The following is a 20078-nucleotide window of genomic DNA, read 5'->3' as shown; positions in this document are numbered from 1 at the left end:
AATGATGAAAAAATATTGCGGGCGGATTATACAGATCCATCCTGTATTTGAAAAGAAAAAATGATAAAAAATTTGCATTTTTAGCGTATGATAGCCATCGTTTAAACGCTGAAAAACAGGAAGGATTTATGGCGAAATTACTAGAATTACTGACAAGCGATGTAGAAAATTCATTGGAAAATTTGACCGCACTTTTAGCTTGCAGCAAAGAGGAATTATTCGCAGAAGTGCGCCAGATGGAGCAACAAGGACTGTATTTTGCGTTAGAAAATGATCATCTTTATTTGATCCCTGAATTACCTTTATTAAATGAAAAACGTCTAGCGGAGGCGTTGAAACCTTATCATGTGGTGGTTAAACCGGTCATTTCCTCAACCAACCAATATTTATTAGAGAATGTTGCTCACCTTCAAAAAGGTGATCTTTGCTTGGCTGAATATCAAACCGCCGGGCGTGGTCGCCGTGGGCGACAATGGATTTCGCCTTTTGCCGGGCAAATTATCATGAGTTTCTACTGGCAATTGGACCCTCGTAAACCTTTGGATGGGTTAAGTACCGTGATTGGCTTGGCGATTGTGCAAGCGCTAGTTGAATTGGATATGTACGGTTTTCAAGTAAAATGGCCGAATGACATTTTGGTTAATGAGCGAAAACTGGCCGGTATTTTGGTGGAAATCGTTAATCATCCAAACGGTAAATTAAATTTGGTTGTTGGTATCGGCATGAATGTTTTTCTTGGACAAGAAAAACAAATCGATCAACCTTGGGCAGAGTTGACGGAATTTTTTCCATATATTGATCGAGAGAAACTGATCATACAAATAGTCAATACCATTTATCGTTATTTAGCGCGTTTTGAACAGCACGGTATTGATGCGGAAATGCAACAACAATGGCTGGAATATGATGCCTATCTAGGTACTGAAGTGAATGTGATAAGCGAAAAAAGCACCATTTCAGGTATTGAACAGGGGATTAATGCACAAGGTCATTTATGTCTCATGACAGAAAATGGCATTCAATATTTTAATGCAGGTGAAGTTTCGTTGCGGAAAAAGTAAAACTTTCGAGAAAAAATGCGTCTAATTTTATGAGTAATCGTGAAGGTATTACTTATTTAACTTATAACTCATGAGGTTACATATGAAAAAGACAGTTAAATTTTTAGGCATTGTGACACTAGTAGTGGCATTAGGTGCTTGTAGTAATTTAAGTAAAACCCAGAAAAACACGGCTATCGGTGCGGCTGTAGGCGGGGTTGCCGGTAACATGATTGGTGGCTCAACTGGAGCAACGCTAGGTGGCGCAGCATTAGGCGGCTTAATCGGAAGTCAAGTGGGTAAATAATCGAATTCACTCAGGTTTAGCAAGTAAAGTGCGGTTAGAAATAGGTAGGTTTTCGACCGCACTTTCCTATTTAGGAATAGCTAAAAAATAATCAGTTAAAAAATATTTTGCAAAAAAACGTAAAAAGGGGTTGCAAGGGAGTGATAAATGCCTATAATACGCCCCCACAACGACGCGCCGTTGTAAAGCATAAAACCGCGCGTCGTTTTTTGTTCTTTAACAATCAATCAGACAAACTGTGTGGGCACTTGAAGATTCGTTTTTATCATTAAAGATTTTAAAATTGAACTGAATAGTGCTACGAAAAACGTTTATTTATTTATAGATAGATTACTTGGCTAGCAGTATTGAGCGATTAAACTTTTTGAACTGAAGAGTTTGATCATGGCTCAGATTGAACGCTGGCGGCAGGCTTAACACATGCAAGTCGAACGGTAACAGGAGAAAGCTTGCTTTCTTGCTGACGAGTGGCGGACGGGTGAGTAATGCTTGGGAATCTGGCTTATGGAGGGGGATAACGACGGGAAACTGTCGCTAATACCGCGTAGAGTCGAGAGACGAAAGTGCGGGACCGCAAGGCCGCATGCCATAGGATGAGCCCAAGTGGGATTAGGTAGTTGGTGGGGTAATAGCCTACCAAGCCGACGATCTCTAGCTGGTCTGAGAGGATGACCAGCCACACCGGGACTGAGACACGGCCCGGACTCCTACGGGAGGCAGCAGTGGGGAATATTGCGCAATGGGGGCAACCCTGACGCAGCCATGCCGCGTGAATGAAGAAGGCCTTCGGGTTGTAAAGTTCTTTCGGTATTGAGGAAGGTTGTTGTGTTAATAGCACGACAAATTGACGTTAAATACAGAAGAAGCACCGGCTAACTCCGTGCCAGCAGCCGCGGTAATACGGAGGGTGCGAGCGTTAATCGGAATAACTGGGCGTAAAGGGCACGCAGGCGGACTTTTAAGTGAGGTGTGAAATCCCCGGGCTTAACCTGGGAATTGCATTTCAGACTGGGAGTCTAGAGTACTTTAGGGAGGGGTAGAATTCCACGTGTAGCGGTGAAATGCGTAGAGATGTGGAGGAATACCGAAGGCGAAGGCAGCCCCTTGGGAATGTACTGACGCTCATGTGCGAAAGCGTGGGGAGCAAACAGGATTAGATACCCTGGTAGTCCACGCTGTAAACGCTGTCGATTTGGGGATTGGGCTTTAAGCTTGGTGCCCGAAGCTAACGTGATAAATCGACCGCCTGGGGAGTACGGCCGCAAGGTTAAAACTCAAATGAATTGACGGGGGCCCGCACAAGCGGTGGAGCATGTGGTTTAATTCGATGCAACGCGAAGAACCTTACCTACTCTTGACATCCATGGAATCTTGTAGAGATATGAGAGTGCCTTCGGGAACCATGAGACAGGTGCTGCATGGCTGTCGTCAGCTCGTGTTGTGAAATGTTGGGTTAAGTCCCGCAACGAGCGCAACCCTTATCCTTTGTTGCCAGCGATTTGGTCGGGAACTCAAAGGAGACTGCCGGTGATAAACCGGAGGAAGGTGGGGATGACGTCAAGTCATCATGGCCCTTACGAGTAGGGCTACACACGTGCTACAATGGCGTATACAGAGGGCGACGAAGCCGCGAGGTGGAGTGAATCTCACAAAGTACGTCTAAGTCCGGATTGGAGTCTGCAACTCGACTCCATGAAGTCGGAATCGCTAGTAATCGCGAATCAGAATGTCGCGGTGAATACGTTCCCGGGCCTTGTACACACCGCCCGTCACACCATGGGAGTGGGTTGTACCAGAAGTAGATAGCTTAACCTTCGGGGGGGCGTTTACCACGGTATGATTCATGACTGGGGTGAAGTCGTAACAAGGTAACCGTAGGGGAACCTGCGGTTGGATCACCTCCTTACCAAAGATAGACTCGACTTTAAGTGTTCACACAGTTTGTTTGATGGTTGTAGACAAGGAAAGAACAACAATATCGAAGACAAAATCCTATTGGGTCTGTAGCTCAGGTGGTTAGAGCGCACCCCTGATAAGGGTGAGGTCGGTGGTTCAAGTCCACTCAGACCCACCACTTAGACTGGTGAGTTTGGTAGATTAGTTTTTATTACATTAACTAATTTTAAACATATCAAGCCACTATGTGTGAGTGAAAGCCAAGGGATGTGATTGGGGATATAGCTCAGCTGGGAGAGCGCCTGCCTTGCACGCAGGAGGTCAGCGGTTCGATCCCGCTTATCTCCACCAATATCGTCATAGTTAAGTTTATTGAAGTATATTTTTTATCATTTTATTTGATGGTATTAAATATTGTGTTGTGTTAGTTAAAATGAATTTAACTATGATGATGGTAAGTAAGTTAACTTACATTGTTTTATCTGTTCTTTAAAAATCTGGAAACAAGCTGAAAACGAGACTTTCAAGAAAGTCTGAGTGAGAGTGATTGATAAAAGGCGATTGCTCTTAATTAACTGTTATTAATCGTAGCTGAAGTGTTTGAAAGTTGTTGTTTAATATTATTTAAATAATAAGGTAAGAATACTTGAGGTTGTATGGTTAAGTGACAAAGCGTACAAGGTGGATGCCTTGGCAATCAGAGGCGAAGAAGGACGTGCTAATCTGCGAAAAGCTTGGATGAGTCGATAAGAGGCGTTTAATCCAAGATGTCCGAATGGGGAAACCCAGTGGGTGAAGAACCTACTATCATTATCTGAATCCATAGGATAATGAGGCGAACCGGGAGAACTGAAACATCTAAGTACCCCGAGGAAAAGAAATCAACCGAGATTTTGTGAGTAGCGGCGAGCGAAAGCGAAGGAGCCTGTTAGTGATAGCGGAAGTATTAGAGGAATTGGCTGGGAAGCCGAATCGTAGAGGGTGATAATCCCGTACTCGAAAATACTTTTGTGGTACTGAGCTAACGACAAGTAGGGCGGGACACGTGATATCCTGTTTGAAGATGGGGGGACCATCCTCCAAGGCTAAATACTCCTGATTGACCGATAGTGAACCAGTACTGTGAAGGAAAGGCGAAAAGAACCCCGGTGAGGGGAGTGAAATAGAACCTGAAACCTTGTACGTACAAGCAGTGGGAGCCCGAAAGGGTGACTGCGTACCTTTTGTATAATGGGTCAGCGACTTATATTTTGTAGCGAGGTTAACCGAATAGGGGAGCCGAAGGGAAACCGAGTCTTAACTGGGCGGCTAGTTGCAAGGTATAGACCCGAAACCCGGTGATCTAGCCATGGGCAGGTTGAAGGTTGGGTAACACTAACTGGAGGACCGAACCGACTAATGTTGAAAAATTAGCGGATGACTTGTGGCTGGGGGTGAAAGGCCAATCAAACCGGGAGATAGCTGGTTCTCCCCGAAATCTATTTAGGTAGAGCCTTGAGCGGACACCTTTGGGGGTAGAGCACTGTTTCGGCTAGGGGTCCATCCCGGATTACCAACCCGATGCAAACTACGAATACCAAAGAGTGATACTCAGGAGACACACGGCGGGTGCTAACGTCCGTCGTGGAGAGGGAAACAACCCAGACCGCCAGCTAAGGTCCCAAAGTCTATATTAAGTGGGAAACGAAGTGGGAAGGCTTAGACAGCTAGGATGTTGGCTTAGAAGCAGCCATCATTTAAAGAAAGCGTAATAGCTCACTAGTCGAGTCGGCCTGCGCGGAAGATGTAACGGGGCTCAAATATAGCACCGAAGCTGCGGCATCAGACGTAAGTCTGTTGGGTAGGGGAGCGTTGTGTAAGCGGATGAAGATGGTTCGAGAGGGCTGTTGGACGTATCACAAGTGCGAATGCTGACATAAGTAACGATAAAACGGGTGAAAAACCCGTTCGCCGGAAGACCAAGGGTTCCTGTCCAACGTTAATCGGGGCAGGGTGAGTCGGCCCCTAAGGCGAGGCTGAAAAGCGTAGTCGATGGGAAACGGGTTAATATTCCCGTACTTGGTAAAGCTGCGATGTGGGGACGGAGCAGGTTAGGTTAGCGTGCTGTTGGATATGCACGTTTAAGTTGGTAGGTGGGGAGTTTAGGCAAATCCGGACTTCCTTAACACTGAGAGATGATGACGAGGCTCTACGGAGCTGAAGTAACTGATACCACACTTCCAGGAAAAGCCACTAAGCGAAAGGCTTTACTAAACCGTACTGAAAACCGACACAGGTGGTCAGGTAGAGAATACTCAGGCGCTTGAGAGAACTCGGGTGAAGGAACTAGGCAAAATAGCACCGTAACTTCGGGAGAAGGTGCGCCGGCGTAGATTGTAGTCCCTCGCGGGCGAAGGTTGAACCGGTCGAAGATACCAGCTGGCTGCAACTGTTTATTAAAAACACAGCACTCTGCAAACACGAAAGTGGACGTATAGGGTGTGATGCCTGCCCGGTGCTGGAAGGTTAATTGATGGTGTAATCGAAAGAGAAGCTCCTGATCGAAGCCCCAGTAAACGGCGGCCGTAACTATAACGGTCCTAAGGTAGCGAAATTCCTTGTCGGGTAAGTTCCGACCTGCACGAATGGCATAATGATGGCCAGGCTGTCTCCACCCGAGACTCAGTGAAATTGAAATCGCCGTGAAGATGCGGTGTACCCGCGGCTAGACGGAAAGACCCCGTGAACCTTTACTATAGCTTGACACTGAACATTGAATTTTGATGTGTAGGATAGGTGGGAGACTTTGAAGTAGTCACGCCAGTGATTATGGAGTCGTCCTTGAAATACCACCCTTTAACGTTTGATGTTCTAACGAAGATTACGAAACGTGGTCTCGGACAGTGTCTGGTGGGTAGTTTGACTGGGGCGGTCTCCTCCCAAAGAGTAACGGAGGAGCACGAAGGTTTGCTAATCACGGTCGGACATCGTGAGGTTAGTGCAATGGTATAAGCAAGCTTAACTGCGAGACAGACAAGTCGAGCAGGTACGAAAGTAGGTCATAGTGATCCGGTGGTTCTGCATGGAAGGGCCATCGCTCAACGGATAAAAGGTACTCCGGGGATAACAGGCTGATACCGCCCAAGAGTTCATATCGACGGCGGTGTTTGGCACCTCGATGTCGGCTCATCACATCCTGGGGCTGAAGTAGGTCCCAAGGGTATGGCTGTTCGCCATTTAAAGTGGTACGCGAGCTGGGTTTAGAACGTCGTGAGACAGTTCGGTCCCTATCTGCCGTGGGCGTTGGAGAATTGATTGGGGCTGCTCCTAGTACGAGAGGACCGGAGTGGACGCATCACTGGTGTTCCAGTTGTCTCGCCAGAGGCATTGCTGGGTAGCTACATGCGGAAGAGATAAGTGCTGAAAGCATCTAAGCACGAAACTTGCCAAGAGATGAGTTCTCCCTGTCTTTAAGACAGTAAGGGTTGTTTAAGACTAAGACGTAGATAGGTGCGGTGTGTAAGTGTAGTGATACATTGAGCTAACGCATACTAATTGCCCGAGAGGCTTAGCCATACAACGCTCAAGTGTTTTTGGGGTTACCCTGGACATGAGCGAGTTGGAAGGATAACAGTTAAGAGAATGGACGTAGAAGAGAGAGTTGAGAGAAGGCTTGTTTTTAGATTAAGAAGACGCGAATAAGAAGAGATAGAAATCATAAAGAATATTGGCGGCGATAGTGCGGTGGGCCCACCTGATTCCATACCGAACTCAGAAGTGAAACGCCGTAATGCCGATGGTAGTGTGGGGCATCCCCATGTGAGAGTAGGTCACCGCCAAGCCTGATACGAACCCCTGATGTGTGAGCATCGGGGGTTTTTGCTTTTTACAGCATAGGAATTTAGTCGTATTAAAAAAGAATAGAAGAAAACTGACAATAAACTATAAATGGCTGAGATAAACCATAAGAAAACCGCACTGAGATTTTTATCTAAAGTGCGGTTTTTTATAACTTTTTCGGAATTTAGGATATTAAGACAACGTACTATTGTTTGAGTGTTTGGATATAGCTTGCTACATCTTGCATGTCTTGATCACTCAGCCCTTCTTTTACGTGATTGCCGCCACCATAAATTTTTCCGCTTTTGCGATCTTGAAGTGAGCTAATAATTTTTTCTTCGTTGAAGGTATTAATAATTTGGGATTGTCCCATAGCCGATTTTTCAGCTTGTTTCCCATGACAGAGCACACATGAACGGTTAAAAATTTTTTTGCCGTGTTCTAAGTTGCCTTCAGCTTGAACGGTAGAAATAGCACTGAGTGCGATAAGAGGGAGAATAGCGTAGTAAATTTTCATGATTTTCCTTAATTTATTTTCGTTGGGGTAAAGAGTTGTTTCAGCTCCTTTTCGGGTAGCAAGCCTTCAAATTTATATATCAGTTTGCCGTTTGGGTCAACCACGAAAGAGGTTGGCGTGCCGACAAGTTGATAACGTTCGGCAGTGATTTTCATTTGATCTTTAAACACCGGCAAGGTGAGTTGTCGTTTGGTGACAATCGCTTGTGTGTCGGCCTTTTCGCCGTCGATATTCATGGCGATCAGTTGTACTTGGTTTGGGTATTTTTCCGCCCATTGTTGCAAGGTTCTTAATTCCGCAATGCAAGCGCCGCAGGTTTCTGACCAGAAGTTTATGAGCATGGTTTTGCCCTGCCAGTCGCTTAAGGTGGCTTTATTGCCTTGCAGATCGAAGGCGGCAATTTCCGGTGCGGGTTGGCCGATTTGCGCGGATTCCTCCTTGCAGGAAATACTGAAAAAAACGACCGCACTTATACCGAGAAAACGAAGGAAATTAGCCTGCATTTTTTTCCTCACGCAATAATTTGCCGTGTTGCAAATAAATAATACGATTGGTGAGTTTGCCTAAGTCCGGGTTATGGGTCACCATGACGATAGTGCGCCCCTGCCGGTTTAATTCCGTGAGTAAATTTAATACCAAATTTTCATTTGTCTCATCGAGGTTGCCGGTCGGTTCGTCGGCAAAAATGACCGGTGGCTGGTTCACTAAGGCGCGCGCAATGCACACCCGTTGTTGTTCCCCGCCGGAAAGTTGGCTTGGGCGGTGATTCATCCGATGCGCCAAGCCCACTTGATCTAATACGGCTTTGGCGGCGGCTTCATCTACCACGCTGTGATAATGTTGCGCCAGCATCACGTTTTCAAGCGCAGTTAAATAAGGGATAAGGTGAAATTGTTGGAACACCAAGCCGATTTTTTCCGCGCGGAAACGTTGTCTGCCCGTTTCGTCCAGTTGTGCGGCATCCACACCGTCTAAAATCACTTTGCCTTCGGTTGCGGTATCCAAGCCGGTGAGAATATTCATTAATGTGGTTTTACCTGAACCGGAGGCACCCATGATAGAGACGAATTCACCCTCGGCAATTTGAATATTAATGTCTTCAAGTGCGGTCACTTGGCCGAATCTTTTGTATAAATGTTGTGTTTCAATGACGGGTTTAGCCATATTATTCCCCTTTCAATACGTTGGCGGTTTGAATGTCTAAAGCGCGGCGGGTCGGTACGATAACCGCGATAAACGCCACTAATAAGGATAAAGTGATGGTAATTGGGAGCACCGGCAGGCGCATATCAATATAGGCTTTGAATACGGTTAAGCCGAGCACCTGTGCTAATAGGTAGCCGATGATTAAGCCGCATACAATGGCGCAAAGGGCGATAATCAAGGTTTCTGCGCCGATTTGTTTAATGATATCTCGACTTTTCGCGCCAAGGGCTTTTTGTAACGCAAACTCTTTCGCTCGTTCGCCCACAATGGCGATTAAGGTGGTGTTCACGCAAAGGGTGGCTAAAATCAAAATCACTACAGAAATCAAGCCCATCAAGCCTTTGATTTTATCTAAAATTTGCCCTTCGGAGGCGGAGACTTTGCGGATCGGGTGAATGTCTAAATCGGGATACTGTTGTTGCAACTGTTGGGCGAATTGATCCACTTGGCCTTGATCGTTTTTGACGTTTAACAATACGTTGGTCGCCAAGTTTTCTTTTTCTAACCAGTTTTGTGCAAAATCGAGGCTCACGATCAACATATTGTCGGTAGCATCGCCTGCTTCTACGATAGCTTTAATATTGAACTGGTGTTTATCCACGGAATTGAGGCTTAACGTGAGTTTATCGCCTACGTTTAAATTGAGCCGTTCCGCGAGAGTTTTACCGATCATAGCGTTGCGTTCGTCGAAGTTTACCCCGATAGGATTGCCTGTGATTTGCCAATAAGGCGCAAGGGTTTTCATGTCTTCAAACCACACGCCCATTATCACGATTTTTTCTAAATCACTACGTGTCACGCCATATAAATAGGGGCTTGCAGCCGTGATTAAGCCTTTCGGTGCTTGGTCAAGAATCTGTTGCACTTGATCCACTTTGATTAAATTGCCGTTGCTTGGGCCAATATAAAAATTGGCGCCGAAGGTACGCAGTTCTTGGCTCATTTTAGTGTTGATGTCGAAGTACACTGCCGCCATTGCCGTCACAATGCTTGCGCCTACCGTGAGTGCGGCAAAAATGATGAATACCCGCTGCAAGCGCAGACGCAAGGCGCGTAACACCAAGCGCCAAAACATATTGATAGGTTTATTGTCTGCCATAAAGTACCTCAATAGGATAAAGACGGGCAATACGGTGTGCCGGGAACCAAGCGCCGATCACGGCGATCAAGACGGAAAGTACCAGTACGCAAGGGATAACGATCCAGGCGAAACTGAGCGGTGCGCCAAATAACGTGGCACCGATAAAACGTGCTAAGCCCCAACCGGCAATGCAACCTAAGATACCACCGATTAAGCCGCTGATGATGGCTTCGCAATAAAACAGCAAGACGATTTGCCATTGATAGGCGCCGAGCGCTTTCATTAAGCCAATTTCTTTACTACGTTCGATAATGGTTGTAGTCATTAATGAAGCAATGCCCATGGCGGCAGCAATCAGTGCGGCAAGGGTGACGACAGCGAGTAATAATTGAATTTTTTCAATGACGACGCCTTCGGAAGCCGCAACTTGCCAAATAGGGCGAACAATCGCGCCGGAAATCGCTTCTTCTAATTGATGGGAAATAGAGGAAACGTAGGCCGTGCAATACCAACGGTCATATTCCTCTGCGGCCAAACCGTCCACATTGGCGCGGGCTTTGCGGGATAAATCATTTTCCGGTACGGTGAGCGCGGAGACTTTAATCGCCTGTACCTTGCCTTCTAATCCAAGTAAATTTTGCACCGCACTTAACGGCAAAATCAGTTGTTGTTCTTCTGTGCCGCCGGTTTTAACAATGCCTTTTACGATAGCGGTCATGTGTTGTTGAGGTGCGTTTTCTTCCGTCTGATAACTTAAAGTAATCACATCGCCGATTTTCCATTGCTGTTGTTTAGCAAGTTGGGCACCGAGTAGGGCAGGAATTTGTTCACCGAAATCATCAGTAGCATCATCTACCCATTCGCCTTCTACTTGCCAATAAGGGCTGATGATTTTTTGCCCGGTGTGGTAATCCTCTTCATCCGGCACAGGAATATTATGATCAAAAAACGTCCCGAGGATGCTCACATCGTTTTCTACGCCGTTAGCTACGCTGGCTTTTATCTGTGTGCTCAGTAGGGGCGCGAACCCCACAATGTTGTTGCGCCAGAAAATGTCTTTCACATTCGGCAGTTCTTTTTCATCTAAAAAATCTTGCGTAGCGAGGGAGCTACGGCCGCTGACATCATCCGGCAAAACGGCACTGCTAGCCGGTTCTACCAAAATATTGGCACCGTAAGATTTCAACTCTTTTGCCATTTTGTCGCCAATGTCTATGGACACGGCGAGCAAGGCGGAAATCAAACCGGCAGCGAGGAAAATGGTGACAATGGCAAGAAACTTACGCTTTAAACCGTAACGCCAAGATTGAAATAACATTCGCGCTAACATGATTATTTTTCCTCCTTGGCGGTTGTGGCTTCATCGGCTTGGTTTAAATAGGCCTCAGGATTATCACGGAACAGTTCTAAGTTCTTTTCATCAGTAAAGAAATAGGTTTTGCCTTCATGATTGTATTTGTGTTCCGTTTTAGTGTTGGTCAATTTCTTACCATTAACGGGATCCACCACTTCGATTTCAAGGATGGTGCTGAAGTAATTTAATCCTTCTTCCAAGTTTTTCTTGTTGATGACCACTTCCGTATCCGTTTGTTTCCAATCATCAATCGGCACCGGGTTACAACCACCCGGTTTGCCGATGGAAGGGGTAAACATACGGACGCCACAACCTACGCATACCACTTGGTTGCCTTCCATTACATAACCTTGGTCGCCACATAAAATGCAGGCATCGAATACGGCAGCAAGACTGAGTTTGTCGGGCAGGCGATTAATAACGAAGAAACGTACCGCTTTGCCATCGTCGGCAACCCAAAGAAAACGGTGTAATTTCCCGTCTTTTACTTGTTCGATTGGGATGTGTACGTTGTTTTCCCCATCTAAGGTGACTCTTTGAGCTTCAGAAAGTTGTGGCGGCTGGGACGCGATTCTGTCCCAATAAAGTTGGGAAACAAGGATGATAGCGATTGCGACTAAACCGTAAGCGATAATTTTGTCGGAGGTCTGTTTGGCGGCAATCGCTTTGCGTTTTTCAATCGGGTCTTGTTCTTGCTTAACTTGATGAACGCGTGGCAAGTGTGTTTTGAAAGCAAATAGGCACACAATAAATGCCAATACCGCGACGTTAATATAATTCAAATAGACGGAAATATTGCCTGATTTTGCCGCAAAACTTAACCGCACTTTTGTGAGATCTACCACTTGGAGCTTCATTAAAATCAACAAGATATCGCCCATCAATGGGGTTATTAATAGCAGTGTGAAAAGGGAGGTTAAGAAAACAGAAAGTGCGGTCGTTTTTCCGGGCGTTTTTTGTTGTTGAAATAAAATAAATAGCCAACCGGCGACAATAATGCAGAAAATAACGCCTAAAATGATCGCGCTGAATTGAAGTAAAAAGTCGGTGTTAATGACGTCTGTGCCGGTGATAGCCGCAATATTGGGATCTTTCGCCCACAAGTGTCCGGCAAGCATAGACAACATGATATGCCAAAAGGTATTGAGTTTTTGCCAATGGATAAATTGGCTGAAATAAGCAAACAATAAAATACACAATGCAATAATGGTAACAGCGAGTTTTGCACTTTGTGTTGCAGGTAAATTCAGCGAGATGAGGCTACCGATAAAAAATCCGAAAAGAGAAAGCCAAATGAGTTTTTTCACATTGGCGTTCGGGTAAGGCACCCAACTGCAACTGAGCAAAATAGAAATAGGGAGTAGGGTTTGAATGAGGAAAACAAAAAAATAGTTCATAGCTTACTCCGAAAGGGTGAATGAATCATATCGCTTATTTTTGATCAGAGATTATGCTCTAGCATAAAAAAACACCTTGAGTGATTTCAAGGTGTTTTTATTGTTATTTTTAGTTAACACCTGAAAGGCTTATTTCAAACCGGTGAATTTGAATTCATAGTTAACATCAAATGGTTTCCACCAACGGCCAACACCGGTTTCTTCGTCCGTATGGCGGTGCATACCGGCTTTTGGTGGCGGGTCAATGTGGTAGGTTAATTTGTAGTTACCCACGCCCATCATTTTGATGTTTGCACCGTAGTGAGGACCGTCGCTGGCCACCATCGGCATGAAGGTGCCGTCTTGTTTTTCACCGGTGTCGCTGTTTACTAAGGTATATTGAATGGTTAAGTAAGGCACCCATTCGCCTTCACCGAAACCGTTTTTGTTGCCTTTGGTGGCGTGAATATCCGCTTCTAAGTGAATATCGGATTTCGCTGCCGGCAAGCCCATGCCACGTGGTTCCATGTCAACCGGTTGTAAATACACGGCGGCAATTTCCATTTCGTTCATAGTCACCGGTTCACCTACTGGGAACTCTTTAAAACCTAAAGCTGCGGGTGCGGTGATCATGCCTGCTAAAAGTGCGGTGGCGATTAATGTTTTTTTCATACTTAGTTTCTCCTTAACTGAATAAGTATAGCTTGTGCGACATTAAGCAGATTTTCTGCTTTGGTACTTCATATAAATGAATGCAAAAACAGCAGCCACCAACAAGACAGCCTGCGGAACCAATGTTTCTACATAAGGATAAATACCCAACCATGAGATTTCCGTGATGCCGGAAACCAAGGTCGGTTCAAATAATTTGCCTTCGATAAGTTCCAGTACGCTTTTACCGGCAAATACAAAGGCCATTAAATACATGAATGAACCGGTGAACATAAAGAACGGTTTAAGCGGTAGTTTTACCACAGTGTAGCGCATGAGGACATAACACACGGCGAGAATTAGCACGCCAAGGAAGAAACCGCCGAAAAGATAGAAATAATCCACCGCACTTTGTGCATCGCCGGCGAGGGCATAGTAGAACAACACGGTTTCTGCGCCTTCACGATACACGGCAAGGAAACTGGTCAGCCACAGACCTACAAGAGAGCCGGTGGTGAGCGCAGTAGAGAGTTTGCCTTCCAAATAGCGTTTCCAGTTTTGCGCTTCCACTTTGGAAAGCAACCAATAGCTCATCATGAATAACATCACCACGGCAATCATCATTGTGAAGCCTTCCAACAATTCTCGGCTGGCGCCGGAATTAGAGAAAATAAGTTGGAAGATCACGGCAGTAATGAGGCTGCCGAGTAATGCCACATAGACGGATTGACGAATGACAGGCAGTTTGTCTTGATGGTTATTTTTTACTAAATATGCCACGATAGCCGCCACGATGAGTAGTGCTTCTAGCCCTTCACGCAAGATGATTAATAAGCTGTATAAGAACATGCTCCATGCAGTCTGTTCTCCGCCCTGTAACATCTCTACAGCTTTACTTAAATCTTGGCTTAATCCTTGCGCTTGTTCTTGCAACTTTTCTTTCTCTGCGCCGGCTTTCATTAAGCTCACCAAACGGGTGAAATAGCCTTCTAATTGTGTTTTGAAATTGCTGTCGCGGGAACCCACTTTGTTTTCCATGCCAGTGCTTTCAAAAATGTCAAAGTAGGTATCTTGCACCGCTAACATGGCTTTTTTGGCTTCGCCTTGCTCGTACAAGCCGATGGCTTGTTGAATGCCAGCGTTCACTTGTGCACTAACCTGCGACCAGTCTTTGTCCTGCGTGGTATCAGCGATAGTTTGATTGTTAGGTTGTTCCACTTGTGTATCACGGGTGGTTGGTAAGTCAGGCAGTTGCTCTTCAACGTCTTGTAATAACGTCGTGATTTGATAACCGAAATTGCTGATTTGATCCGGTTGTTCGCTCAGTTTGATTAAATCATAAAACTGTTGATTAAGATTGCCGGAAATGGTGGCGGAACGATTTTGGCGAATGGACATTTCCATTTCGGAGTTTTTATACCCATCGTATTGCGCTTGTTGCACCAGTTTTTTGGCGGTTGCGTAATCTTTTGCTTCATACGCAGTCATGGCTTGAGCTAATAAATCATCGATAGTTTTAAAGCTTTTTTGCCAGTGTGCAACAATCGTTGCGTTTTCATATACGCCGTGCTGACCGGAGGCATTAAGTTGGTGTCCTGCGGTTAGGGAAGGAAGCACTTCTTGTAACGCAGCTTTAAGACCATCGATTTTCGCTTTGACTTGTTCTTGCGACTGGTTTTCACCAATCATTTTACGAATTTCACCAAAGGTGGCTTCCATTTGATAGCTTTTTTGGGCAGAAAAGTTAATGCGAATCGGCCCTTCAAGATTTTCAAACACTTCAAAATAAGCCATTTGGACTTCGGTACGAGCCTCATCGACTTTATTTTCGGCATAAAGTGCGGCGGTTTTATCCAACCGATTTTCAATGTCTTGTACCCATTGCTGATAGTTATCTTCTGCATGGGTAAATGCTGAAAACAGAAGCATAAAACTAAAAAGAACAGATTGAGACCAACGGGAAAAACACATGCGCATCTCCTTGATTTACTGCATTTGCCTATAGATATAATTGATAATTATTATCCTCTAATCAATTTTTAGTGCAAGTAAATTCTTGTTTAATCTCTGAGGTAGATCACAAAATGAGCTTTTTTATGGCGCATAAAAAAGGAAAGTTTGGCAACTTTCCTTTTTATCTCATGGCGAGGATGTTTTAGTTTTGTGCTAAATCATCAATGACAAGGTAGATTTTCGCCACCGGGCCATGCACGCCGACCACTTTGATTAATTCAATATCTGCTGTGGAACTTGGGCCGGAAATGATATTAATACAAGAAGGCATACGTTCGCCTTGTTGGGCTTTGTCATGTAGGATTTTTGCTAGTTGTGCTACACGGGGTAGTATCTTGCTTTTGCGTACAACGACAATGGATTTCTCCGGTAGTAAGCTCACAGAACGGCCATGTTCAGCTTGGGAAAATAGCACGATACCTCCCGATTCGGTTAAACCATATTCGGCGTAAACAATCCCAATATTGGCTTGTTCCGATTTGGCAATGTTCGCTTCCGCTTGTTCCGGCGACCAAATATGACAAGTGTATTTTTCTTGAACCGCTTCGGTGATGCCCAGTTCTTCTAAACGCGGGTCATCGTTTAACACGATATCGCCGCCACCGTATTTTTCGCAAAGCTCAAGTGCGGTCTGTTTTGCTAACGTTTCTGACGTCACAACCACATCCACCATCATCACTTTGGCGAAGTTTACAAATTCATCGCAAAGTTCTGCTTGCGTTAAATGGGTTAGGCGTTCTGTCGGATGAGTATTCACCGGCGTTGCCATGACTTCAGGCACAGTGCGACGTTCTTTGCCCATTTTGGCTGCCAATTGATTGAGGAAGTTTTCTCTATTTTGTAAATCCATTAGTTTGCTCCTCTTTTGTTAAACCATTGACGGAAGCTTTCGCCTTCAGGTGTCGGTAAATCACGGGCTTTTGTCCATTCTGCCAAGGCACCCATTTTAATTGGCGCTTTGCCGTTCTTAATGAGTTTTCCCGCTAATTTGGCGCCGGTGTTTACACCGATTTTCCATAAGGTTGGATGTGAGTTGGCAAAGCCAAAACCGAAAATGGATAAGCGTTCCAATGCCGGCGTTTTACCTTGTTCCACCATTTTTTCACGGTGTTTTAAAATCAGTTGGGCTAATGGAATGCGTACCGGGCAAACAGAGTTACAGGCATTACATAAGGAGCAGGCATACGGCAATTCTTTGAATTCGTCATAGCCACCAAGTAATGGCGAAATCACTGCACCAATTGGACCCGGATAAATAGAACCATACCCATGACCACCGATTTGACGGTATGCCGGGCAGGTATTTAAGCAGGCACCACAACGAATACAACGTAAAACTTCTTGGAATTCGGAAGCCAGAATATCGGAACGACCGTTATCGACAATGACTAAATGGAATTCTTCCGGACCATCGGTTTCGCCGGCAAGGCGCGGACCGGTAAGCCAGGTGTTGTAGCCGGTTAATCTTGCACCCACCGCACTACGGGCAAGCATGGTAATTAACACGTCTACTTCTTGGAACGTCGGTGCTAGGCGCTCCATTCCCATCACGGCAATGTGCGTTTTAGGGAGGGTGGTGGCTAAACGTAAGTTACCCTCATTTGTGACCAAACAAACAGATCCGGTTTCCGCCACAGCAAAGTTACATCCGCTGATGCCGATGTCTGCTTCTAAGAAATCCTGACGAATTTTTTCACGCACGAAACGGGTCATGTCTTCCGGGGTTTCAGCACCTTCATAGCCCAGTTTTTCATGTAAATCCTTACGAATTTGGTGGCGATCTTTGTGAATCGCAGGTACCACAATATGAGAGGGTTTGTCGCCGGAAATTTGCAGTAAATATTCCCCTAAATCGGTTTCAATGACTTGCATGCCTTCTTTTTCCAACACGCCATTTAACCCGATTTCTTCGGTTACCATGGATTTGGATTTCACGATTTTTTTGGCATTTTTTTTCAGCGCGACTTGGCGAATGTATTCGGTGGCTTCTTCGGCGGTTTCGGCAAAATAAACCTTACCTCCGTTTTCCATGACTTTTTCGCTCAGTTGGTGCAAATAAGCATCAAGGTTTGCTAAAACGTGGTTACGGATTTGTTTCGATAAATCACGCCATTCTTCCCAGTGGCCTAACTCATCCACCATTTTTTGACGGTTTGTGCCGATAGTTTCTTGGGCTTTTACCACCGCTTTGCGCATGATTTCATTATGGACTTCGCGATCAACGCGTGCTTTAAATGCAAGATTGCTGGTTTTTAATGACATAGTTTATTACTCCTGCATTAGCACTTCTGCGATGTGCATCACTTTGATTTTGCTGCCTTCACGTTGTAGGCGACCACCGATATTGAGTAAACAGCTCACGTCTGCGCCAATTAAGTATTCCGGTTCGACTTCTTCAACGTGTTCCACTTTTTCTTTTACCATTTCACCGGAAATTTCTGCCATTTTGACCGAGAACGTGCCACCAAATCCGCAACAAGTTTGTTGATTGTGAATAGGTAACAGTTCCAAACCTTTAACGTGTTTTAGTAATGTGATCGGCTCGTCCACGATGCCAAGTTTACGGAATAGACTGCAGGAGGGGTGATAAACTGCACGACCTGGCAGATGGGCACCGATGTCGGTTACGCCGAGTTTATTGACGATAAAATCCGTTAAGTCATAGAAACGAGCGGCGACTTTTTTCGCGCGCTCCGCCCATTCCGGTTCATTGGCGCGAGTGAAGTAATCCGGGTAATTTTTAACGGCATAAACGCAAGATCCGGCAGGGGCGACGATAGGGTAGTCGTTGGCTTCAAAGGTTTCGACCAAGTTTTTCATGCCGGGAAGGGCTTGTTTGGTATAACCGCTGTTTAATGCAGGTTGTCCACAGCAACCTTGTTTTTCCAAAAAGGTCACCTGACAGCCTAACTTTTCCAGTAATAGAACGGTGTTTTTTGCTACACCGCTCTTTACTACGTCGGCAATGCAGGTCACGTAGAAATTCACATTCATAGTAATACTCCAATGTTAAAAAAGAGAAATAAGGTAAAAATTAAATGACGACCGCAAAAGTGCGGTCGTTTTTTTAGTTAATTTTATGTGTTGCCGCTACAACGTGTAGAACAACGGGATTAATAGCGTGGCACAAAGCGCAGCAATAATACCGTAAATCACCATTGGAATGATCGTTGTTTTGATGATGGTGCCTTCTTGATTTTGAATGTTTAATACGGAGGACACGGCAACGATATTATTAATACATACCATGTTACCCATCGCACCGCCGGCAGATTGTAGTGCCAAGATTAATGCGACAGATAAACCGGTGGTCTCTGCGGTGGATAATTGTACGCTACCGAAGGTTAAGTTCGACACGGTGTTAGAACCGGAGAAGAACGCACCTACCGCACCAAGGTAAGAGGAGAAAATCGTCCAGTTATTACCGCTCACTTCTGCAAAGGTACGGCCAATGATTTTCACCATAGAATGTTCGCCACCCACTAACATTAAGTTCACCATCACTAAAGCACCCATTAGGGCTATAAATGGATTTTTGGACTGTCTTAAGCTCGACGTAAAGATGTCTTTGACTTTTGCTCCGGAAACCCCGAATACCGGAATGGCAATTAATACGGTGATAACAAATGGAATTAATGCCGGCACGTAAAGCAATTTATAGCTTGAGGAAACATCAGAACCGAAGATATTTTTTAGGCTAAAGATAAGGCCTTTACTCACTTCAAATGTACCTAGTGAACCTAATACGGTAGTAAACCAAACGGTGGTGTCGTTCATCATCGCTTTAAACGGCAGTTGATGAATACGCGTCACGATTAAGAACGCAATTAATAAACCGGTAGGGAAGAGTGCCTTGATCACTTGACCGGTGGTTACTGCATTGCTATCCAACGTGTTTTCGACTTTCGCCAAACCGATATTACGATTCGCTGCCCATACGGAGATAAACAAACCGATTGCACCGCCCACTAAAGAAGGGAATTCATAGTTAACTTGTGCAATGAGGAGATAAGGCACAACGCAAGCAAATACGCTGATATAAATAAAGACCAAGTTTTTACGAATATCGTTCCAGCTGACTAATACACGAAGTGCCAGTAATGGGATGATAAGCGCGGCTACGGCGTGGATAAGTGCGGTCATGGAGCCGATTTCTAAAATCATGTCTTCAGACAATTTAAGCGGACCGAAACCGAACCAAGTTGGAGTGCCCACCGCACCGAAAGAAACCGGAACGGAGTTCATGATTAAGGCAAGCATCGCTACTTTTAACGGATTAAAACCTAACCCCATCAGAATTGGTGCGGCAATAGCGGCGGGTGTACCAAAACCACTGGCGCCTTCAATCATAAAAGCAAACGCCCAACCGATAATCATCAATTGTGCAACCGGGTTTGGGTTAATGTTACCTAACCATTTACGCATGATGTCGGTTGCACCGGACACTTCACTAAAACGGTTGAATAAAATCGCGCCGAAAATAACGGTAATTGGGGTTTGTACCGCCACAATTGCCGAGGTTACATTCGCGCTGATGGTAATAATGTCTGTATTGAAGTGCAATAAATGCACACCCATAACAAGTGTTGCAATCCAAGGTAATGCAACGTAAGACGGTAAAGCATTACGCTTCACCATTAAATAGATCAATAAAGCAATAGGTAAGACGCTTAGGAAAAAAGACATGTTTACTCCTGTTAATAATAATTAGCGATTAAAACATCGCAGGAATTCTAGGAAATACGCTTAGAAAAAATATACCTATTTGGAGAAAGTGTGATCTAGTTATCAAAAAGTGCGCATATTTTTTTAAAAAAT

General features: G+C 45.0%; 14 protein-coding genes, 2 tRNA genes and 3 rRNA genes. 7 read left to right on the top strand and 12 right to left on the bottom strand.

Annotated features, from left to right (window positions below):
* Positions 1-128 precede the first annotated feature (128 nt).
* The 7 genes from birA (at position 129) to rrf (ending at position 7064) form a co-directional block, all read left to right on the top strand.
* Positions 129-1061 carry a bifunctional biotin--[acetyl-CoA-carboxylase] ligase/biotin operon repressor BirA gene (birA, locus tag J5A60_RS05740; RefSeq protein WP_109860067.1) on the top strand — a complete coding sequence of 311 codons (933 nt, stop codon included), beginning with the start codon at positions 129-131 and terminating at the stop codon, positions 1059-1061.
* Between the two features lie 82 nt (positions 1062-1143).
* Positions 1144-1347 carry a glycine zipper 2TM domain-containing protein gene (locus J5A60_RS05735; RefSeq protein WP_109860065.1) on the top strand — a complete coding sequence of 68 codons (204 nt, stop codon included), beginning with the start codon at positions 1144-1146 and terminating at the stop codon, positions 1345-1347.
* A 366-nt stretch (positions 1348-1713) separates the two neighbouring features.
* Positions 1714-3253 (top strand): 16S ribosomal RNA (locus J5A60_RS05730).
* Between the two features lie 91 nt (positions 3254-3344).
* Positions 3345-3421, top strand: a tRNA-Ile gene (locus J5A60_RS05725).
* Positions 3422-3518: 97 nt separating this feature from the next.
* Positions 3519-3594: transfer RNA gene (locus J5A60_RS05720), tRNA-Ala, on the top strand.
* A gap of 307 nt (positions 3595-3901) precedes the next feature.
* Positions 3902-6798 (top strand): 23S ribosomal RNA (locus J5A60_RS05715).
* A gap of 150 nt (positions 6799-6948) precedes the next feature.
* A 5S ribosomal RNA gene (rrf, locus tag J5A60_RS05710) occupies positions 6949-7064 on the top strand.
* The 16S, 23S and 5S rRNA genes sit together here with 2 tRNA genes alongside, the layout of an rRNA operon.
* Before the next feature lie 203 nt (positions 7065-7267).
* On the opposite strand, the gene J5A60_RS05705 is transcribed toward rrf, so the two are convergent.
* From J5A60_RS05705 to J5A60_RS05650, 12 genes are all read right to left on the bottom strand, one after another.
* Positions 7268-7579 (bottom strand): c-type cytochrome, encoded by a 312-nt coding sequence (locus J5A60_RS05705; RefSeq protein WP_048749103.1) that lies wholly within the window; start codon positions 7577-7579, stop codon positions 7268-7270.
* A gap of 8 nt (positions 7580-7587) precedes the next feature.
* On the bottom strand, positions 7588-8082 hold the full coding sequence (locus J5A60_RS05700; RefSeq protein ID WP_212509735.1) for a TlpA disulfide reductase family protein: 495 nt from the start codon (positions 8080-8082) through the stop codon (positions 7588-7590).
* A complete protein-coding gene (locus tag J5A60_RS05695; protein WP_006718561.1) occupies positions 8072-8743 on the bottom strand; it encodes an ABC transporter ATP-binding protein in 672 nt (223 codons plus the stop codon). The genes J5A60_RS05700 and J5A60_RS05695 overlap by 11 nt, the downstream gene beginning before the upstream one ends.
* A gap of 1 nt (position 8744) precedes the next feature.
* Positions 8745-9884, bottom strand: coding sequence for an FtsX-like permease family protein (locus tag J5A60_RS05690; protein ID WP_109433368.1), 1140 nt, complete (start codon positions 9882-9884; stop codon positions 8745-8747).
* Positions 9871-11196, bottom strand: a complete 1326-nt coding sequence (locus J5A60_RS05685; RefSeq protein ID WP_212509734.1) for an ABC transporter permease — start codon at positions 11194-11196, stop codon at positions 9871-9873. The genes J5A60_RS05690 and J5A60_RS05685 overlap by 14 nt, the downstream gene beginning before the upstream one ends.
* A 2-nt stretch (positions 11197-11198) precedes the next feature.
* Positions 11199-12617 (bottom strand): Fe-S-containing protein, encoded by a 1419-nt coding sequence (locus tag J5A60_RS05680; RefSeq protein ID WP_212509733.1) that lies wholly within the window; start codon positions 12615-12617, stop codon positions 11199-11201.
* A gap of 129 nt (positions 12618-12746) precedes the next feature.
* Positions 12747-13268 carry an iron transporter gene (locus J5A60_RS05675; RefSeq protein ID WP_212509732.1) on the bottom strand — a complete coding sequence of 174 codons (522 nt, stop codon included), beginning with the start codon at positions 13266-13268 and terminating at the stop codon, positions 12747-12749.
* A gap of 42 nt (positions 13269-13310) precedes the next feature.
* Positions 13311-15218 (bottom strand): FTR1 family protein, encoded by a 1908-nt coding sequence (locus tag J5A60_RS05670; RefSeq protein WP_212509731.1) that lies wholly within the window; start codon positions 15216-15218, stop codon positions 13311-13313.
* A 184-nt stretch (positions 15219-15402) separates the two neighbouring features.
* Complete coding sequence (locus tag J5A60_RS05665) at positions 15403-16110, bottom strand: lactate utilization protein C (protein ID WP_212509730.1); 708 nt, start codon at positions 16108-16110, stop codon at positions 15403-15405.
* Positions 16110-17522, bottom strand: a complete 1413-nt coding sequence (locus tag J5A60_RS05660; RefSeq protein ID WP_212509729.1) for a LutB/LldF family L-lactate oxidation iron-sulfur protein — start codon at positions 17520-17522, stop codon at positions 16110-16112. Before J5A60_RS05660 ends, J5A60_RS05665 begins: the two co-directional genes overlap by 1 nt.
* 6 nt (positions 17523-17528) lie before the next feature.
* Entirely contained in the window at positions 17529-18254 is a 726-nt protein-coding gene (locus J5A60_RS05655; protein WP_006718553.1) for a (Fe-S)-binding protein, read from the bottom strand.
* Between the two features lie 96 nt (positions 18255-18350).
* Positions 18351-19946, bottom strand: a complete 1596-nt coding sequence (locus J5A60_RS05650; RefSeq protein ID WP_212509728.1) for a lactate permease LctP family transporter — start codon at positions 19944-19946, stop codon at positions 18351-18353.
* Between the last annotated feature and the right edge of the window lie 132 nt (positions 19947-20078).

The sequence above is a fragment of the Aggregatibacter sp. oral taxon 513 genome (assembly GCF_018128305.1).
In the GTDB taxonomy this organism is placed as follows: Bacteria; Pseudomonadota; Gammaproteobacteria; order Enterobacterales; family Pasteurellaceae; genus Aggregatibacter; species Aggregatibacter segnis_A.
Note: the sequence above shows the minus strand (reverse complement) of the source record. Positions and strands in the feature narration are given on the sequence as shown.